This is a genomic window from Mixta sp. Marseille-Q2659, from assembly GCF_940807255.1.
Taxonomy (GTDB): Bacteria; Pseudomonadota; Gammaproteobacteria; order Enterobacterales; family Enterobacteriaceae; genus Mixta.
In genome coordinates, this window is record NZ_CALNWY010000020.1 from 18,142 (window position 1) to 36,239 (window position 18,098).

The 18,098-nt window shown below is 53.3% G+C and carries 17 protein-coding genes, 1 tRNA gene and 1 pseudogene; 10 read left to right on the forward strand and 9 right to left on the reverse strand.

The window, feature by feature from the left end:
* Positions 1-95: 95 nt before the first annotated feature.
* Entirely contained in the window at positions 96-965 is an 870-nt protein-coding gene (locus P3C52_RS14240) for a nucleoside-specific channel-forming protein Tsx (protein WP_275555636.1), read from the reverse strand.
* Between the two features lie 443 nt (positions 966-1,408).
* On the opposite strand from P3C52_RS14240, the gene P3C52_RS14245 reads away from it, so the two are divergent.
* From P3C52_RS14245 to P3C52_RS14280, 8 genes are all read left to right on the forward strand, one after another.
* Positions 1,409-2,002 carry a TetR family transcriptional regulator gene (locus tag P3C52_RS14245; protein ID WP_275555637.1) on the forward strand — a complete coding sequence of 198 codons (594 nt, stop codon included), beginning with the start codon at positions 1,409-1,411 and terminating at the stop codon, positions 2,000-2,002.
* Positions 2,003-2,013: 11 nt separating this feature from the next.
* Positions 2,014-2,376, forward strand: coding sequence for an AraC family transcriptional regulator (locus P3C52_RS14250; protein WP_275555638.1), 363 nt, complete (start codon positions 2,014-2,016; stop codon positions 2,374-2,376).
* 317 nt (positions 2,377-2,693) lie between these two features.
* A complete protein-coding gene (locus tag P3C52_RS14255) occupies positions 2,694-2,876 on the forward strand; it encodes a general stress protein (protein ID WP_275555639.1) in 183 nt (60 codons plus the stop codon).
* A 325-nt stretch (positions 2,877-3,201) separates the two neighbouring features.
* The gene (locus tag P3C52_RS14260; protein WP_275555640.1) at positions 3,202-3,708 is read left to right on the forward strand and encodes a DUF892 family protein; all 507 of its coding nucleotides are present in this window, start codon (positions 3,202-3,204) and stop codon (positions 3,706-3,708) included.
* A 72-nt stretch (positions 3,709-3,780) separates the two neighbouring features.
* Positions 3,781-4,680 (forward strand): manganese catalase family protein, encoded by a 900-nt coding sequence (locus P3C52_RS14265; protein WP_275555641.1) that lies wholly within the window; start codon positions 3,781-3,783, stop codon positions 4,678-4,680.
* A 115-nt stretch (positions 4,681-4,795) separates the two neighbouring features.
* On the forward strand, positions 4,796-5,032 hold the full coding sequence (locus P3C52_RS14270) for a LysR family transcriptional regulator (RefSeq protein ID WP_275555642.1): 237 nt from the start codon (positions 4,796-4,798) through the stop codon (positions 5,030-5,032).
* The gene (locus P3C52_RS14275; protein WP_275555643.1) at positions 5,029-5,712 is read left to right on the forward strand and encodes a substrate binding domain-containing protein; all 684 of its coding nucleotides are present in this window, start codon (positions 5,029-5,031) and stop codon (positions 5,710-5,712) included. Before P3C52_RS14270 ends, P3C52_RS14275 begins: the two co-directional genes overlap by 4 nt.
* Before the next feature lie 229 nt (positions 5,713-5,941).
* Complete coding sequence (locus P3C52_RS14280; protein WP_275555644.1) at positions 5,942-7,153, forward strand: MFS transporter; 1,212 nt, start codon at positions 5,942-5,944, stop codon at positions 7,151-7,153.
* A gap of 43 nt (positions 7,154-7,196) precedes the next feature.
* Here the strand turns inward: P3C52_RS14280 and P3C52_RS14285 are convergent, their stop codons facing one another.
* Positions 7,197-9,584 (reverse strand): glucose/quinate/shikimate family membrane-bound PQQ-dependent dehydrogenase, encoded by a 2,388-nt coding sequence (locus tag P3C52_RS14285; protein WP_275555645.1) that lies wholly within the window; start codon positions 9,582-9,584, stop codon positions 7,197-7,199.
* Between the two features lie 322 nt (positions 9,585-9,906).
* On the opposite strand from P3C52_RS14285, the gene P3C52_RS14290 reads away from it, so the two are divergent.
* Positions 9,907-10,604 (forward strand): IS1 family transposase gene (locus tag P3C52_RS14290; protein WP_275553408.1). Its coding sequence is split into 2 segments (ribosomal slippage): positions 9,907-10,156 and positions 10,156-10,604, totalling 699 coding nucleotides; the frame shifts between segments, so codons are not numbered across the junction.
* Between the two features lie 124 nt (positions 10,605-10,728).
* Here P3C52_RS14290 and P3C52_RS14295 read toward each other — a convergent pair.
* Positions 10,729-11,619 (reverse strand): helix-turn-helix domain-containing protein, encoded by an 891-nt coding sequence (locus tag P3C52_RS14295; protein WP_275555646.1) that lies wholly within the window; start codon positions 11,617-11,619, stop codon positions 10,729-10,731.
* Positions 11,620-12,315: 696 nt separating this feature from the next.
* Between P3C52_RS14295 and yghX the strand changes: the two are divergent.
* Positions 12,316-13,204, forward strand: a pseudogene (gene yghX, locus P3C52_RS14300) (YghX family hydrolase).
* Here the strand turns inward: yghX and P3C52_RS14305 are convergent.
* From P3C52_RS14305 to cutA, 6 genes are all read right to left on the reverse strand, one after another.
* On the reverse strand, positions 13,201-13,488 hold the full coding sequence (locus P3C52_RS14305; RefSeq protein WP_275555647.1) for a SelT/SelW/SelH family protein: 288 nt from the start codon (positions 13,486-13,488) through the stop codon (positions 13,201-13,203). The pseudogene yghX and the gene P3C52_RS14305 sit on opposite strands and share 4 nt — an antisense overlap.
* 385 nt (positions 13,489-13,873) lie before the next feature.
* Positions 13,874-14,611 (reverse strand): hypothetical protein, encoded by a 738-nt coding sequence (locus tag P3C52_RS14310; RefSeq protein ID WP_275555648.1) that lies wholly within the window; start codon positions 14,609-14,611, stop codon positions 13,874-13,876.
* 540 nt (positions 14,612-15,151) lie between these two features.
* Positions 15,152-15,227 (reverse strand) — tRNA-Phe (locus P3C52_RS14315).
* 109 nt (positions 15,228-15,336) lie between these two features.
* Positions 15,337-15,915, reverse strand: coding sequence for a transcriptional regulator (locus P3C52_RS14320; RefSeq protein WP_275555649.1), 579 nt, complete (start codon positions 15,913-15,915; stop codon positions 15,337-15,339).
* Positions 15,916-15,989: 74 nt separating this feature from the next.
* Positions 15,990-17,777 carry a protein-disulfide reductase DsbD gene (locus P3C52_RS14325; RefSeq protein ID WP_275555650.1) on the reverse strand — a complete coding sequence of 596 codons (1,788 nt, stop codon included), beginning with the start codon at positions 17,775-17,777 and terminating at the stop codon, positions 15,990-15,992.
* Positions 17,753-18,076 carry a divalent cation tolerance protein CutA gene (gene cutA / locus P3C52_RS14330; protein WP_275555651.1) on the reverse strand — a complete coding sequence of 108 codons (324 nt, stop codon included), beginning with the start codon at positions 18,074-18,076 and terminating at the stop codon, positions 17,753-17,755. Before cutA ends, P3C52_RS14325 begins: the two co-directional genes overlap by 25 nt.
* Positions 18,077-18,098: the final 22 nt, after the last annotated feature.

The following is an 18,098-nucleotide window of genomic DNA, read 5'->3' on the forward strand; positions in this document are numbered from 1 at the left end:
GTCACGGCAGAAGGGAAAGCAGGCTTATGGAAACGAAGAGAGAGCGGGCGAAACGAGAGAAGGCAGAAGCGGCGCGCGCTTCTGCCTCAACAGCATCAGAAGTTGTAACCTACCACCAGGTAGTAACCCCAACCGGTTGATTTCACTTCAAACGGGCCGTCGCCAAAGTTCAGGTTCGCACCATCTGCCCACTGGCCGCCGTTGTGGAAATAACGCGCCACGACAGAGTAGTGCCAGTGATCGTAGCCCAGCGCCAGGATATGGCTGGAGGCGATAGAGTTGCTGGTGCGTGAGGCGCCCGGCGTTTTATCCGCCAGATCGGAGCCCCAGTCAAAGTTGGTAAAGCCGATATAGCTCAGGTTGCCACCCCACAGGGTGGTAATCGGCAGGAAGTATTTCACTTTAAAGCGGTAACCATCCCAGCTGTTTTCGTTCGCTGCGCCATAGTTTTCCCACTGGTATTTGGCGTAGACGTTCAGCGACAGGGCGAGATCGGTATGGGTATCAATATCGGTGCCCAGGCCCATATACCAGGTGTTCTGGCGGTTATCGCTGTTGTGGCCCATGTCATAAACATAGTTATTGGCGAAGTACCACTCTTTAAACGGGCCGAAGCTCAGATCGGTACCGGTCAGCTTATCAATGGAAAAACGCGGTTCGATTTCCATAAACAGCGGCGAACCGTTGTCCCAGATTCCCTGCTGATAGCTGTTTGCCGCGCCGAAGAAGTTCGGAATATCAACGTAGCCGTAGAAATCGAACCAGTCTTTGTGGGCGAACGCTTCATATTCCAGATAAACGTCGTTGTTCAGGTGCGGTCCGAAGCGAGTGTGGTTGCTGCCTACTACGTTAACACTCTGATGCCACCAGTCTGACAGATAAGTCGCATCGTTGCTTTGCGCCTGAGAAGTGACGCTCCAGGACGCGGCCAACAGCGCGCCAGCCATCAACATTTTATTTTTCATTGGTTACCACATGCTTAAAGGCCTCTCTGCTGAGTCAGAGAAGGCCGCGAATCAAGTGTCCACTGCTGGACGGGAAGGTATTTTTATATGCCACTCCGGGGAAGACGTACGGGTACGTCGCGGCAGCCCGCATAGGTTGCCTGCATCCTGCCGATAGAAAATAGATATTGCTCACGTTTGTCAAAGTTTGTTTCATTTTGATTCAGTTGTTATGTGATGCAGATCACGAACTGGTTGGAGGCGGTTAAAAAACAGGTCATAAAAGCGCGCTAAATACAAAAGCAATCGCTTACGTCATCCACGCAAACGTTTAATTGGTCATTCACCCTTTTCTGACTTATGTAAAGTTATCCTGAATTTTTTTGAACGTGCGTTCAGCAAATATTGAACAGCTGTTCAAAAAGAGGCAAACTGTCGCCCAGTTAAAACGGGCGGAGCAGGGAATGGGCTATTTAAAAGCGGATGCGCGGGCGGATTTATTACTCAACGCAGCGAAAAAAATCATGAAAAGCCAGGGCTTTGCGGCGGTTACCGCCAGAAAAGTCGCGCTGGAGAGCGGGGCGGCAATAGGACATATCAACCGTCATTTTACCTCTCTGGGTGAGCTTAAGTGTCAGGCTTTTCTGGCTATCGTTCATGAAAAAGCGGAAAGGCATAAGGTGACGCGGGAAACGCTGAGTGGCGTTGAGGCGGTACTCTCGCTACTGGTCGATTGCAAAGAAGAACAGTATATGAGCGAGCTTTGGCGTGAAGTCTCGGTGCTGGCGCATCAGGATCGCTCGCTGCAGGACATCCTGGTTTACGGGCTTAATCTCTGGCACGGCATCATCAGCGAAACCATTACCGACGGCATCAACCAGAATGTTTTGCGCTGCCACGATACGGCATCCACCACGGCCTGGCGGCTGATGGCCCTGGCATTGGGGCAGGATTCACTGGCGATGCACGGCGTAGTGGGTGGTGACCAGGAACAATTACACAGTGATTTGCTCCACATTATTCGACTGGAACTGCTACCGATAGAGTCTGGACAGTAAGGGAATAAATCATGAACGTGAGCGCAGCAAGCGAAAGAGTGTTTACCTATGGCGTTGTCCGCGAACTGATACGCTGGATTGAGAATAATCTGGATCGACGTATTACCGTTGATGATTGCGCAGAGAAAACCGGCTATTCGAAATGGTATTTGCAGCGTTATTTTCATGCGGTCACGGGCAAAACGCTGGCGGCTTTCTGTCGGGAAAAACGGCTGGTCGCTTCAGCGCGGATGTTGCTGGAGGATAATGTCACTATCGAATATGTTGCTGTGCGCCACGGTTTCTCATCTCACGATACCTTTCATAAAACCTTTGTTCGTTACTATGGCATGACCCCCGGCGAATTCCGTCAAAAGTGTCGTGAAGAGCGTTAAGCTATTCCGGGTGCGATACATTTTGCAGGCTGCGCTCCGCTTAAATAAAAATATGACATTTTTATTGAACTTATTACCGCTGCGCTTGTTTAACCGCGCTGCGGTTATTTAATTTTCGCGACTGATTGTAATTAAATCTTTCAAAAACGCCATTCTGCCAGGTTCTTCTTTTTGATTTCATAAACTTATTGCCGCTGCGTTTGCAATTTGCGTTATTTCAGGAGTCAACTAGATTTAAACCCGAAGTCGCGGATATTCTTTCCACTACTGGCGTACTGGATAAGAATATTAATTATGGAATATTGAGGAGAAATACTATGGCAGAACATCGTGGCAATCCTGGTAATTTCGCTGAAGACCGTGAGAAAGCATCTGAAGCCGGTAAAAAAGGCGGTCAGCATAGTGGCGGCAACTTTAAAAACGACCGCGAAAAAGCCTCTGAAGCAGGCAAAAAAGGTGGGCAAAACAGCCACGGCGGTGGCCGTCCATCCAATAGCTAATTTATTAGTTAGCTAACTTACCTTTATTAACCCCTGGCGCTTTTTATCGGGCGTACCAGGGGTTTATTATTTTTTGTCGCTTAAAGAAAGGCGCTAAACCGCGTTCCGCCTTGATCCCGCTTTATAACGCATTAACAAAAACATAACGCAAATTTTTTCGCGTTACGGTTGTTATTTGCTGTTTCGCTGCCTACGCTTTTTTATGTGTTGATTATAAAGTCTGATGACTTTTTATCGGTGAATAATCTTATAGAGATAATTCTGACGTTGCTTGTGTTTATAGCGTTGGGCTTATTTTCTGGCTCACTTATCACGAGGTGAAAGTATGACTTATCAGGAAAACTATCTCAGCTGGCTGCGTGACGCGCATGCAATGGAAAAACAAGCAGAAGAAATGCTGGAAAAAATGTCCGCCCGTCTGGAGCATTATCCCGATTTGAAAGCACGTCTTCAGCAACACATTGAAGAAACCCGTCAGCAACAGCAAATGCTGCAACAGGTTATTGATCGCCAGGATACATCCAACTCCACCATGAAAGACATGATGGGTAAAGTCGCCGCGATGGGACAGGCCGTTGGCGGTATGTTCGCCTCTGACGAAGTGGTTAAAGGTGCAATCAGCGGCTACGTATTCGAACAGTTCGAAATTGCCTGTTATACCTCTCTGATCGCCGCGGCCGAACTGGCTGGCGACGCCGAAGGCGCCCGCGTATTCGAACAAATCCGTGAACAGGAAAAAGCAATGGCTGACTGGGCGCTGACCCATCTGCCAGATGTAACCGAGCAGTTTATGGTGCGTTCCGCGCAGCCAGACACCGAAGCAAAAAAATAAAACCTTAGCCAGCAATGGCATTTTACTGTATCGGGGTTGCCAGCAATGGCAACCTCTATAGAGGAGCGAGCAATGTTTAGACACGTAAAACAGTTACAATATACCGTCCGCGTCGCCGAGCCGAATCCTGGCCTGGCTAATCTTCTACTCGAACAGTTTGGCGGCCCGCAGGGTGAACTGGCTGCTGCCTGCCGTTACTTTACCCAAGGCCTGGGCGATGACGATGCCGGCCGCAAAGATATGCTGCTGGATATTGCAACGGAAGAGCTGAGCCACCTTGAGATCATCGGTTCTCTGGTAGGGATGCTGAACAAAGGCGCGAAAGGCGCGCTGGCTGAAGGAACCGAACAGGAAGCTGAGCTTTACCGTTCCCTGACCGGCAACGGCAACGACAGCCATACTACCGCGCTGCTGTACGGCGGCGGCCCGGCGCTGACCAACTCTGCTGGCGTACCCTGGACTGCAGCCTATATCGATACCATCGGCGAAGTGACGGCGGATCTACGTTCCAATATTGCCGCCGAAGCGCGTGCGAAAATTATTTATGAGCGCCTGATTAACCTGACGGACGATCCGGGCGTAAAAGATGCGCTGGGCTTCCTGATGACGCGCGAAGTGGCGCACCAGATCTCCTTTGAAAAAGCGCTCTATTCGATTCGTAATAACTTCCCGCCGGGCAAACTGCCGCCGATCGAGCAGTACTCCAACACCTACTTCAATATGTCTGAAGGCGGTGAAGTACGCGGCAGCTGGAACTCGGATGAAAACTTCGATTACGTAGCGAATCCGCAACCGGCCGTAGACGGCGGCGATGGCCTTGCTTCTGTGATGCTGTCGAAAGGCGAAAAAGCCGATCTGGGAAGTATGGTACTGCGTACCCGCTCCAACCCAGACATCGATCCAACTACCGGTGCCGAACTCGGTTCTCAGCAGCTGGATGATGATGCGGTAAAAAATTCTCCGAAGAAATAAGCATGCTCTGAGCCGCATGCGGGCGGCTTTGTTTTTCTGATTTCCCTTCTTCCCGCCACTGGTTTTTTCTCCTGCTTTTTGTCAGTCTGTCGCTCTCTTGCCGACGGAAAACCTTATGCAGCCGCTTGAAAATATAACCGCAATGATGGTGTTTGCCCGTGTAGTGGATACGCTGAGCTTCACCGACGCGGCGAACAGCCTCGGCCTCTCGAAATCTTTCGTCAGTAAAGAAATCGCGCAGCTGGAGATCCGGCTCGGCGTTAAGCTGCTGGAGCGACCACCCGGCATATTGCCGTTACCGAAGTCGGGCGCGCCTGGTATCAGTTTTGCGCCAGGGCATTGCAGGAAGTGAACGGCGCCGATGCTTTTATTCGTGACTATCACCAGGAGCCCGCCGGCAATCTGCGTATCATCGCACCGGTTAATTTTGGCCGTCACTGCATTCTGCCGGTACTGAATAGCTTTGTTGCACAGCATATTCATGTGCAGGTTGATCTGGATTTGTCCGACCGATCCGTTGATTTGCAGAGCGATCGCTACGATCTGGCAATTGTGGTGGCGCAAACGCCGCCGCCCGCGCTCACCTGCTATCCGCTTACCGCGATTGAATGGGGATTATTTGCCGCGCCCGACTATCCTCTGCCCGCCACGCTTTCACATCCGCAACAGCTGCCGCGTCACGACTATTTATTATTTCGCGGCGCAGCGCATACGCTTGCTTTGCCGTTTCGTCACGGCAAGCAAAAGCTCGATATTGCGGTACATAGCCGGTTTCGTATCAATAACAGCGAGGCGCTGCTAAGCGCGGCCATCGCCGGGGCGGGCATCGCGTATCTTCCCTGCTATGTGACGCAGGCGGCGCAGCGGCAAGGGCAACTGGTGCGCCTGCTGGCCGACTGGCAGATGGATTGCTATTACAGTTATTTGATTGTGCAGCAGGCGGAAGGCGCCCGTGCGCTGGTGGCGCGGTTTTGCCAGCAGCTTCAGGCGGCGCTGGCGCCCGCTGAATCCCTACCGCCATTCGCAGAATAATCGCGCTGGCGTTTTTGGGCAGCTTGATAATCCATGTCACCTAAGGCATTGAGGCAATCCGCTTGCTGACGCTGGTTCAACGTCGGTCTTTCTTCTATCCCAGCCTTGCTGATGCCGCGCATTGTTTCTCACGGGAAACAAACAAGGGCATCCAGAGAACTTTCTGCCGCGCTGTCGGGATGATCTCCGTGGCTTGCTAGCATAGCGGGGTGATGACAAGGAGAAAAGAATGATGCTTTCTATGAGCAATGAAGAGCCAGAATACTGGCGGCGCAATTTATGGGTTTGTATGTTGGGTTCCTTTACTACCCTGGTCGCGATGACGCTGCTGCTGCCCTTTTTGCCGCTCTACGTCGCAGAACTGGGCGTTAGCGAGCCGGCATCCATCGCGCGCTGGTCAGGCATTGCCTATGGCGCGACCTTTTTTACCGCCGCGCTTACCGCGCCGCTGTGGGGCAGGCTGGCGGATCGCTACGGGCGCAAACTGATGTTGATTCGCGCCAGCCTCGGAATGGCCGTTGCGATGTCGCTGATCGGCATGGCCAGCGCGCCCTGGCAGCTAGTAACGCTGCGTCTGCTGGCAGGATTGTTAGGCGGATATGCCTCCGGCTCGACCATTCTTATCGCCGCGCAAACGCCAAAAGCGCATACCGGCTGGGCGCTGGGAATGCTCTCATCGGGCATTATGGCAGGCAACGTGGTCGGGCCGTTAATCGGCGGCCTGCTGCCACCGCTGATCGGTATCCGCGCCACCTTCTGGCTGGCGGGCGGCGTCATTTTTCTGGCGTTTCTCGCGACCTGTTTTCTGCTGAAAGAGGCGCCGCGTACGCCTGGGCAGCGACGCGTGACGGCGGCGCCAATGCTCAATTTGCGTAATGGCATTCTGCCGCTGATGCTGCTGACCGGCATGCTGTTGATATTCGCCAATATGTCCGTGGAACCGATTGTTACGCTGTACGTTGCGCAATTTGTGCAGCAGCCGCAGCGTATAACGCTGGCGGCGGGCGTGGTGATGTCGGCGGCGGCGCTGGGCAGCATCCTTTCGGCGGCCTGGTTGGGACGGTTAGCGGATCGCATCGGTCACTGGAAAGTGTTGACTGGCGGCCTGTTCGCCGCCGCGCTGCTGTTAATTCCACAGGCGTTTATTACCAGCGCCTGGCAGCTGGTAGCGCTGCGCTTTTTCATGGGGCTGGCGCGCGGCGGACTGCTGCCCTGTATTGCCAGCCTGATTCGGCATCATGTTGCTGGCGAGCAGGTGGGCAGGGCGCTCGGCTGGTCTACCTCGGCGCAGTACGTGGGCCAGGTCTGCGGGCCGTTGTTTGGCGGCTTTGTTGGCGGCTGGCTGGGCATGCGCTCGGTGTTTCTCGCTACCTGCGTGATTATGGCGGCGGGCGCGTTTTTTAACCTGTTGCACATGCGACAGGCAGGAAAAAAGACATAAAAAAACCCCGGCCAGGCCGGGGTTGCTTAACTTACGGAACTGCTTATTTCTGATCCGGCAGCGCGTAGGCAATGATGTAATCGCCCAGCTTGGTGCCAAAGGAACCGTGACCGCCAGCGGCAATCACCACGTACTGCTTACCGTTAGCTTCATAGGTCATCGGCGTAGCCTGACCACCCGCTGGCAGACGGCCTTCCCACAGCTTCTCACCGGTATTGGTGCTGAAAGCGCGCAGGTAGTTATCCGCAGTAGCGGCGATAAAGAAGACGTTACCCGCCGTTGTTACCGGGCCGCCCAACATCGGCATACCCATTTTGAACGGCAGCGGAACCGGTGAGCTGTCGCGTACGGTGCCGATACGTTTTTTCCATACCACTTCGTTGGTTTTCAAATCCAGCGCCGAGATATAACCCCAGGCCGGCTGTTTACACGGCAGGCCAAACGGCGACAGGAACGGATTCAGCTCAACGCCGTACGGCACGCCGTACTGCGGCTGGATACCGGTTTCGGTGCCTGAACCGCCTTTACCGTCAGCTGGCGGCTCGATCGGGTTGCCCGGACCACGCGGGATCAGTTTGGAAACGAACGGCAGCGCCATCGGGTTAGCGATTGCGATCTGACGGTTGGTATCAACGGCGATACCGCCCCATTCAAACATGCCGAGGTTGCCAGGGAACACCAGCGTACCCTGCTCAGACGGCGGCGTGAACGGCCCTTCATAACGCAGACGATGGAAGATAACGCGGCACACCAGCTGATCGAACATGGTGGCGCCCCACATATCTTTACCCGACAGATGCTCTTTCGGACGGAACGTCAGCTCAGAGTAAGGCTGGGTTGGAGAAACGTGGTCGCCTTTGGCCGCACCCTGCGGAACCGGCGTTTCCGGTGCCGGTACAACCAGCTTGCCGTTACGGCGATCCAGCACAAAGATGTTACCGGTTTTCGCCGGTGCATAAATAACCGGAACCTGGTTACCATCTTTATCGGTAATATCCGCCAGCGTCGGCTGAGAAGGCAGATCCATATCCCACAGATCGTGGTGTACGGTTTGATACGACCATACCAGCTTACCGGTAGTGGCGTTCAGCGCCAGCACGCTGCTTGCGTAGCGCTCTTGCTCCGGCGTACGGTTGCCGCCCCAGATGTCCGGCGTAGAGACGCCCATCGGCAGGTAAACCATATCCAGTTTGGCGTCATATACCGCTGGCGCCCAGGAGTTAGGCGAGTTTGGTACGAAGCTTTCACCGTCTGCCGGGATGGCATTCGGATCTTTCGCGCCCGGATCGAACACCCACAGCAGCGCGCCGGTGTTCACGTCGAAGCCGCGAATCACGCCTGACGGTTCATGCGTAGAGTAGTTATCAGTAACCGCGCCAGCAATCACGATGACTTTGTCAGTGATAATCGGCGGAGAAGTTGGCTCGTAAGCGCCTGGCGTGGTGACCGGCTGCTTATGCTGCAGATCCAGTTCGCCATTATTAGCGAAGTCCGGGCAACGCTTACCGGTTTCGGCATCTAACGCAAACAGACGGCCATCATTGACCGGCAGGATAATACGGCGTGCGCAAAGCGCAGGGGCTGCAGTGCCCGCATCGGCTGCGGCAGGCGTTTCATGGTAAGAAACGCCACGGCAGGTGACGTGCTGGAAAGTCGGATCGGGTTTCAAACCTGGATCAAATTTCCACTTCTCTTTACCGGTTACCGCATCCAGCGCAAACAGGATCTGGTGCGCTGTACACAGGTAAAGTGTGTCACGCACTTTAATCGGCGTCACTTCGTTGGTGATTTCACCCGGATCGTTCGGGGTTTTCAGATCGCCAGTACGGAAAGTCCAGGCAACCTGTAAATCCTTCACGTTTTTCTCGTTGATTTGATTCAGCGGAGAGTAACGCGTACCGGCCTGATCGCGGCCGTAGGCTGGCCAGTCGCCCGGCGGAATGGTGCTGTCAGCGCCAGCCGGTGCGGTTTGTTGCGCGGTCGGCAGCGTGCCGTTGATTTCCTGCGGATCGTTGAATACCGCCCAGGCCAGCACCACGGCGCTAACCACCAGGCTTAATCCCATCAGCGATGCGCCCGCTTTCCCGCCGCTCGTAATGCCGCGATAGACAAAGGGCAGCAACAGCCAGACGCCGAAAATAACCCAGACATCAGTACGCGGCGCCAGCGCCCAGAAGTCGAAGCCAACTTCCCAGACCGCCCAGGCCAGCGTGCCGAGCAGCACCAGCGCATAAACCACCAGCGCCGCGCTATGGCGGCGATACAGCAGAAACGCTGTCACCAGCATAGCGATACCGCTAATAATGTAGTACCAGCTACCGCCGATGGTTGACAGCCAGATGCCGCCAATCAGCAGATATGCCCCGCAAAGCACAGCGAACAATATGGTCAGAAACCGTATGACGCGCGAAGATGAGGAGTCTTTCCCCATAATTTAGTCCTCTTGAGTGTTGCCATAAACCTAAGTAAACAACCAGCCTGGTTGCGTACCAGTAGATAAAGTACGGGTGTTCAGTGTTCCTGATATTGCTCTTCCTGTGAGCCAAATGTTCCTGATGCGTTAAATTTTATATGAATGAGCGTTACAAGTTTCGTTTTTTTTGGCATGAATTATTAACCGTTGCTTTTTATATAGCAGCTCTGGCTGAATTGTGGGCGAAAAATAGCGATGCCGGGGCGATTAACCAGTAGGAAAACTGGTAATGCTGCCAACTTACTGATTTAGTGTATGATGGTGATTTTAAGGTGCTTGCGTGGCTTCCATTTCCATCAGATGTCCTTCCTGCTCCGCTACTGAAGGCGTGGTGCGTAACGGCAAAAGCACTGCCGGACATCAGCGCTATCTCTGCTCTCATTGCCGTAAAACATGGCAACTACAGTTCACTTACACCGCCTCTCAGCCCGGTACGCACCAGAAAATCATTGATATGGCCATGAATGGCGTCGGATGTCGCGCCAGTGCACGCATTATGGGCGTTGGCCTCAACACGGTTTTACGTCACTTAAAAAACTCAGGCCGCAGTCGGTAACCTCGCGCATACAACCGGGCAGTGATGTGATTGTCTGCGCTGAAATGGACGAACAGTGGGGCTACGTCGGTGCTAAATCACGTCAGCGCTGGCTGTTTTACGCGTATGACAGGATACGGAGGACGGTTGTGGCGCACGTCTTCGGTGAACGCACTCTGGCCACACTGGAGCGTCTTCTGAGCCTGCTGTCGGCCTTTGAGGTCGTGGTATGGATGACGGATGGCTGGCCGCTGTACGAATCACACCTGAAGGGAAAGCTGCACGTTATCAGCAAGCGTTACACTCAGCGCATTGAGCGACATAACCTGAATCTGAGACAACATCTGGCAAGGCTGGGACGGAAGTCACTGTCGTTCTCAAAATCGGTGGAGCTGCATGACAAGGTCATCGGGCATTATCTGAACATAAAACACTATCAGTAAGTTGGAGTCATTACCGGAAAACTAACCTGTTCCGCACGGGTTGTTATGATCAGCAGGCGATTAAAGACAATAAAAATCGTTTGAATAATCGCCTTATTCGCTGGGGGATTTATTTGCCGTCCGCTTATGAGGCGAGCGAAGCCGTATTTGGCAGGTGAAAATTAACGGGGATAAAAAAATAACCTTCCAGCCATTCCGCCGTGCAGCGCGCCAGATCGAGCGACAGGAAATCCTGACCGGGACGGCGTGACAGGCCTGGTTGCGCCAGGTGACGATAATAAGTTTCGATAATAAAAGCACTGAAATTACGTGGACGATCCTGGAAAGCGATTTTCAGCCATAAACCGCCTGGTAAAATATCGCGCTGCGCCTGAAGAGAATATTCGCCTTCACGCTGTTCCAGACCGCACATCAGGCTTACCGTGTGATACTCGCGGCGCTGGGCGCAAGGCGTAAACTGCAGCGTGATATAACCTTGCTCACGGCTTCCTTTATTATCGCGGATAAAATCGTGCAGATATTGCGTCAGGATTTGCTGTTTATCTTCGACGAAGTCGCCATATAAGCATTGATACTGCTGGCTCTCGCCATATATCACCCGCTCAGGTAGCGTTATCAATTCCGGCTGTTTTTCCGCCTGGCGCGCCGGTGTAAAACGGCTGTGAAAGGCGGAGGTATTTAGCTCGCTGGCGTAACGATAAGCATGGGGCGTTAAAGCGAAATGATTGCGAAAGGCGCGGGTAAAATTTTGCTGGGTATCGAACCCGTAGCGTATGGCAATATCAATCAGCGAAAGGCGCGTTAAACGCAGCGCCATTGCCGATTTCGTCAGGCGCCTTTTACGCGCATAGGCGGCGACGGTTTGTCCGGTCATCTCTTTAAACAGACGCTGCATATGCCATTTTGAATAGCCCGATTTTTGCGCGATGATATCGATATTCAACGCTTCCGTCAGGTTATCCTCAATCCAGGCAATCAGATCCTCAATGTACTGCGTTTTTTGCGTCTCGCCCATTTGCCTACCCAGAAAGTAACAATAGTTATAATTTTGTTAGATACAGTTTTCAGGGTAATTAATTTAACAAAATTCTCCGTAGCAAAATGTAGCTCAGTGTAAACAAATGTTTTTACACGATAAAAAGCATTAGCCTGTTTTTGTAAGCAGAAAAAGGGTGTTTAAAAGAGCGGTTGCAAGAGATAACTCTTTTTATTCAATCTCTTATAATAAGAATGTTATTTATAAAATCGCTAACGAATAGCCAGCTCTGCCATATTAGCGGTGCTGGAGAAATTCAGGATCTGATGATTGGCTACTACTAACATCTCTATACCGATAGGTTTCCTGCCGAGCGGGAAAAAGCATTACAGCTTGGCCTGAAAACGGGTTCGCTTATCGGCAGCAACACGGAAAAGCAAATAACCAGCCTGTCAAAAACCGGGGCAGATATTAGCGGGCTGGTACAGGAAGTATTAAAAAAGTATCAATATTAATAACTTAATGGCCAGCCCTGCGGGCCTTTTTACCGACGTTTGCGCTTCCTGACATCTTTTCGTCACCAGCAACGTACGCTATTGCTCCTGTTTTTGCAGCTGGCTTAGGGTTTGCGCCGTTTACAAAGGCTTCGGCCTTGCCATGGACAGGCTAAATAACGCTTCTTTTTTCCGTTTTCGCTGTTTACATTGTGAGCAAACCCGACGGAAGGAGCGAAAAATGGCACGACTGACCGCACAGGATTTTCCGCAAGAACTGCTGGAGCTTTACGATTATTACGCCCATGGCATGATGAGTAAGCGCGAGTTTCTTTCTCAGGCGGCAAAATATGCCATTGGCGGCCTGACAGCGGCCAGCCTGCTTTCACTGCTCAGCCCGAACTATGCGCTGGCGGAGCAGGTGGAGTTTACCGATCCCGATATTCATGCTGAATATCTCTCTTATCCTTCGCCCAACGGCCACCAGTCGGTGCGCGGCTATTTTGTCCGTCCGGCGGCGCTTCAGCAAAAAGCGCCAGCGATTGTGGTAGCGCATGAGAATCGCGGCCTGAATCCCTATATTGAAGATGTGGCGCGTCGCGTGGCAAAGGCGGGGTTTATTGCCTTGGCCGCCGGACGGGCTGAGTTCCGTCGGCGGCTACCCTGGCAATGATGATAAAGGGCGCGAGCTGCAACAGCAGGTCGATCAAACTAAGCTGATGAACGATTTCTTTGCCGCCATTGAGTTCCTGATGCAGCATCCGCAAAGTACCGGCAAGGTGGGCATTACCGGTTTTTGTTACGGCGGCGGGGTGGCTAATGCCGCGGCGGTTGCTTATCCAGAACTGGCCGCCGCCGTCCCTTTCTATGGCCGACAGCCACCGCTTAACGAGGTGGAACGTATTCAGGCGCCGTTACTGCTGCATTATGCAGAGCTGGATACGCGCATTAACGAAGGCTGGCCCGCCTATGAGGCCGCGTTAAAGGCCGCCGGAAAAAAATATGAGGCCTGGATCTATCCGGGCGTGAACCATGGTTTTCATAATGATTCCACGCCACGCTATGACCGCAAGGCAGCGGAGCTGGCCTGGGATCGTACCATCGCCTGGTTTCGCCGCTATCTGAGTTAGTTCGATTTCTTCTCGTTATGGCCCATTGCGCGATCGGGAAAGCAGCGGTCGCGCAGCCGACGTTTAAGCTCCGCCGCGTCGGGAAAGCCGCCATCAATTTTGCGATCCCAAATAAGCGCATCATCCACTTTTATCTGATAAATGCCCTGCGTGCCGGGCACCAGCGAGACGGACGCCAGATCGGTACTGAAGGTGCTTAATAATTCCTGCGCCATCCAGCCCGCGCGTAGCAGCCAGTTGCATTGGGTGCAGTAATGAATCGTGACGACGGGTAAGTTTTTCATAGCAGCTATCTGTGCGGAGAAGGGTAAACGCATCTTCCAGCGCCACTGCCAGCCTGTCAAGCGCAGGCCCATTCAGATGACGCCTGCGTCTGAACGCGTCATGCAGATGCTTTTATGAAGCAGAGAATCGTAATAAATGGAGCAGTCTGATACAGCGCTATGCGGTGAGCTAAAGGCACAAGTAAAGGACTCGTGCTAATGACATCTTTATCCAGCAGAAGAGTTTACCCGCTTTGAGAGGAGGCGAGCGGGGGTATTTCCGCTCGCCATTTTCATTTTATCTCATTGCGTCGCCGTTCCGTCTGAACGGCGAGCCGACTATTGCTTACCAGCCCAATGCAAAGCCAGCAGCTACGCCAACGCCATTTTGGGAATCCCTGCGGTATTAATTTTTACCGCCGACGATGCGTTGGTGCGTAATCTGAAACCGGCAGCGACAGCGCCCTGATCGCGATAGCCCGCCATCGCCATACCGAAGCTCAGCCGTTTTCCTTCCACCATTGGAATCGCCGTCATGACCATTCCGCCTGAAATGCCGGTATCGGCCCGTTTTACGGTTACGATCGATGCGCTTATCCAGATTGGTAACTTTATTACCCAGCCCGGAGAGTTTGCTGTCGGTATAGTCGTTAGCTTTTTGCAGCGTTTTTCGATCGCCTTCCTGACGGGCTGTTGCCTTCTGAGCAACCTGACTCTTGGTGTAGTCATTGGCTGAGGTAAGGGTTTCAGAGGTTTTCTGGTTGGTGTAATTATTGGCAGAGGTTAAGGTTTCATCTGCTTTCTGGTCGGTATAGTTATTGGCGGAATTTAAAGTTTCAGCCGCTTTCTGATCGGTATAGTTATTTACCGTAGTGACGATCTCAGCTGTTTTATTATCGGTGTAGTTATTTGCTTCAATTAATATCTCTGCGTTAGCCCCTTTTAATTGTAAAACGTTTACGCCATCAGTATCTTCTGTACCCGCTGCCATATTGGTAATTTGACGTTTTATAAAATCGTTGCCGAGAGAAACGGTATATTCTTTTGTCGCCTGTAATTGATAACCCAGCGCCACGCTCTGATTTGCCGTCGCTGAAGCAAATATGCCAATTGCCGTACCATTCTGGCTTCTGAACTGCTCCATGCGCCAACAGAAGTGCTGCTGTAGCCGGAAGTATTAGCGCGATAGCCAAGCGAGGTTGCGCCTTCGCCACCGGCTTTGCTTTCGACGCCGATAGAGCTTGCGTAAACAGGTTTTAAGCAAATTTAGTTAAACTGCTCGGTGCCGCCATGCCAATAAGAAAGTCTTTATTCAGCTATGTACATTAATTCACCTTTAGTTCTATTTCTTTTATGCGCTAAATAAAAGGAAAAGAGATTTTTCTGGGTGTGCAGGCTTTCATGGTGAGGAGTACGTCATTAACGGTAGAATTTCACATTAGGAAATGATTGAGCAGGCAGGGAAGAGTGACTGGCGATTTAAGGTTAACAATGATTATCCAGAAATAAATAACTCTGCTGGAATATTTGTTTTTCTATTTTGCTTAATTTAACGGGCTGAAAGAGGGCGTGACAAAATTTCAGGAACAGACGCCGTTCAGGTTAGCCTGGTTATGAAGAATGAGCGCTGGCGGAAAAACCAAAGCAAAACGGACGCCTGAAGGCGTCCGTTTCTATGAATTAGTGGTGCCCGGACTCGGAATCGAACCAAGGACACGGGGATTTTCAATCCCCTGCTCTACCGACTGAGCTATCCGGGCAACGGGGCGCATTAAACCGTAAAGGCTTAACAGCGTCAACGGCTTTCTGTGAAAAAGTTGCGGAAATGCGGTCGATCGCCTGCTTTTCGTGCAGCCTGGTGAAAAATTGTTACGTTAAGGCACCGTTTCGCCGACAGAGCGAGATGCGCAGCACATCTTCCGCCAGGCGACGAGCGGTCGCCACATCCTGCTGATTGCGTTTCACCAACAGCTTGCTCAGGCAGCCTTCCAGCACCAGCTCCATCTGATCGGCTACCAGCGTAGGGTTGTCCGCGCCCAGTTCCGTTAACAATTCATGAGTATATTGCCAGGACGCGCGTTTTTGCTGTTCGGCCAGCTGATGTACCGGATGATCGGGCTGCGGATAGAAGCTACAGGCGGCAATAAATAAACAGCCGGGGAAGCGCCCGTTGCCAACCGATTCCTCCAGCACCTTATAACGCGCCAGCAGCTTCTCTTCTGCATTTAGCTCGTCGTCGAGTAATAGCTGACGGCGCCAGCTGTCAATCTGCTGCCCGTGGTAGCGCAGCGCGTCATACAGCAACGCATCGCGATCGGGCCAGAAACGTTGCAGTTGCTCATAAGGAACCGCGACCTGACCCGCCAGCTCTTCCAGCGAGACCGTGCCCGCCAGGCCATTATGTTCCAGTACGTTAAGTGCGTGGTCGAGTACCTGTTCACGTTGCACGTCAGACTTCTCCTGTCAGCGTGACTCCGCCGCTAAAGCGGAGCCACGTTTATTGAACCAGACTCCAGTGTCGTTTACCGCGCCAGTTTCTGCAAATGCGCACGGAAGGCGTCCGCGTCGAGATAGCCGGTCACGCGCGAACCGGGAATTTCTTTTCCCTGCGCATCGAAGAACAGAATAGTGGGCAGCCCCAGTACCTGAAGATGCTGTAACAGCGCGCTTTGCTGCGGGCTGTTCGCCGTCACGTCCGCCTGCAAAAGCTGGATGGGTTTCAGCGCCTGCTGTACGCCCGCATCGCTAAAGGTGTATTTGCTGAACTCTTTACAGGCCACGCACCAGTCAGCATAGAGATCGAGCATCGTGATTTTGCCTTGCGCCTGCTTCAGAGCCGCATCCAGCTGCGCGACGTTGCTGACCTGCGTGAAATCCAGCGCCGCATAGGGAGCGGCAGCGTTTTCTGTGCCAAAGGCCCAATCCTGCAAGGGACGCGCGCTGACCAGCGCCGCCAGCAACAGGAAAATTTGCAGCACCCGCAGCCAGCCGCGCGGCGTTTTCAGGCTGATAATAAAGGCCCAGGCAAAGAAACTGACCGCCAGCAGGCTCCAGAGCCGTACTCCCCAGCTGTCGCCGACAATGCGCTCCAACAGAAAGACCGGCAGCGCCAGAATCACAAAGCCGAAGCCTTCTTTAACCGTCTGCATCCAGGGGCCGCTTTTCGGCAGCAGGCGATTACCAAACAGCGTGACGGCGATCAGCGGCAAACCCATGCCGAAAGCGTATAGCCACAGCGTGCCCGCGCCCGCCAGCAAATTGCCGCTTTGCGCAATATAGAGCAGGATGGCGCTCAGCGGCGCGGTGGTGCAGGGCGAACAGATCAGCCCCGCCAGCGCGCCCATTAAAAAGACGCCGGGCAGGGAGCCGCCGCGTTGACGATTGCTCCATAGCGTCAGGCGCGTTTGCAGGCTGGCTGGCAGTTGAAGGTTAAACAGGCCAAACATTGAGAGCGCCAGCAGGACGAATATGGCGGAGAGCGCGATCAATACATAAGGATGCTGCAGCGCTGCCTGAAAACGTAAACCTGCGGCTGCAACCACCACGCCCAGCAAGGTGTAGGTGAGCGCCATGCCCTGAACATAGACCATCGACAGCGCCAGCAGACGGCCCAGTGAAAGCTGACGGTTGCCGCCCAGAATAATGCCGGAAATCAGCGGATACATCGGCAATACGCAGGGCGTGAAGGCGACGCCGATGCCAATTAGCAGCGCCCAAAGCGGTGAGAAGGGCAGCGGGCTGGATGGCGGCGAAGTTGCGCTAACGGCGGCATCGGATACGTTTTCCGCTGTCGTCGCTGTCGTCGCTGTCGTCGCTGTCGTCGCTGTCGTCGCTGTCGTCGCTGTCGTCGCCTCAGCGGCTGGTTTTATTGCCGTCACCGGCGTTAACGGAATCTCTCGCGTTTCCGGCGGATAGCAAAAGCCCGCCGCCGCGCAGCCCTGATAACGCAGCGTAATACTGGCTCCCGAACCCGCCTGGTTAATAACCACCGGGATCGTCAGATCCTGCGGATAGATTTCACTCTTACCGTAAAACTCATCTTCATGCGGCTGGCCCGCTGGCAATTGAAGCGGAGCGAGTGTCGCCTGCTGTGCCGTCACGCTGATCTGCTGGCGATAAAGGTAATAGCCAGGTTTGACCTGCCAGCGCAGCGTCAGCTGATTGCCCTGCTGATTGAAATCGAAGGAAAAAGCCTGATTAACCGGCACAAACTGGCTTTGCGGACTGGCATCAAACAGACCGGCATGGACGGAAAGCGTGAAAAAAGTGCTGAAAAACAGCAGGATTAACGAAGCGATGCGCTGAGCCATGACAGGTAATCACTCTCTCCATGTTGTACCGGCAATACCAGCAGTTCGGGCGTATCGTAAGGATGCGCTGCTTTCAGCAGGTCGATTAGCGCCTGCTGATGCGTGACGTCGCTTTTAAACAGCATTTGGATTTCGCTGGCGCATTCGCGCTGGCCCTGCCAGACATAATAAGACGTAGCGCCCGGCAGCACGGTGACGCAGGCGGCCAGCCGCGCGGAAAGCGCCTTGTCGGCCAGCTGTTCGGCGCAGGCGGCGTCGGGCGCAGTGCAAAGAACGATGACGGCGGTTGATAAAGACATGGCTCGCTCCTGAACGTAAAAG

Excerpts from the sequence above, each read along its gene's own strand:
- P3C52_RS14240 (WP_275555636.1), bottom strand. The coding sequence starts at position 965 with ATGAAAAATAAAATGTTGATGGCTGGCGCGCTGTTGGCCGCGTCCTGG.
- P3C52_RS14245 (WP_275555637.1), top strand. The coding sequence starts at position 1,409 with ATGGGCTATTTAAAAGCGGATGCGCGGGCGGATTTATTACTCAACGCA.
- P3C52_RS14250 (WP_275555638.1), top strand. The coding sequence starts at position 2,014 with ATGAACGTGAGCGCAGCAAGCGAAAGAGTGTTTACCTATGGCGTTGTC.
- P3C52_RS14255 (WP_275555639.1), top strand. The coding sequence starts at position 2,694 with ATGGCAGAACATCGTGGCAATCCTGGTAATTTCGCTGAAGACCGTGAG.
- P3C52_RS14260 (WP_275555640.1), top strand. The coding sequence starts at position 3,202 with ATGACTTATCAGGAAAACTATCTCAGCTGGCTGCGTGACGCGCATGCA.
- P3C52_RS14265 (WP_275555641.1), top strand. The coding sequence starts at position 3,781 with ATGTTTAGACACGTAAAACAGTTACAATATACCGTCCGCGTCGCCGAG.
- P3C52_RS14270 (WP_275555642.1), top strand. The coding sequence starts at position 4,796 with ATGCAGCCGCTTGAAAATATAACCGCAATGATGGTGTTTGCCCGTGTA.
- P3C52_RS14280 (WP_275555644.1), top strand. The coding sequence starts at position 5,942 with ATGATGCTTTCTATGAGCAATGAAGAGCCAGAATACTGGCGGCGCAAT.
- P3C52_RS14285 (WP_275555645.1), bottom strand. The coding sequence starts at position 9,584 with ATGGGGAAAGACTCCTCATCTTCGCGCGTCATACGGTTTCTGACCATA.
- P3C52_RS14295 (WP_275555646.1), bottom strand. The coding sequence starts at position 11,619 with ATGGGCGAGACGCAAAAAACGCAGTACATTGAGGATCTGATTGCCTGG.
- P3C52_RS14305 (WP_275555647.1), bottom strand. The coding sequence starts at position 13,488 with ATGAAAAACTTACCCGTCGTCACGATTCATTACTGCACCCAATGCAAC.
- P3C52_RS14310 (WP_275555648.1), bottom strand. The coding sequence starts at position 14,611 with ATGGAGCAGTTCAGAAGCCAGAATGGTACGGCAATTGGCATATTTGCT.
- P3C52_RS14325 (WP_275555650.1), bottom strand. The coding sequence starts at position 17,777 with ATGGCTCAGCGCATCGCTTCGTTAATCCTGCTGTTTTTCAGCACTTTT.
- cutA (WP_275555651.1), bottom strand. The coding sequence starts at position 18,076 with ATGTCTTTATCAACCGCCGTCATCGTTCTTTGCACTGCGCCCGACGCC.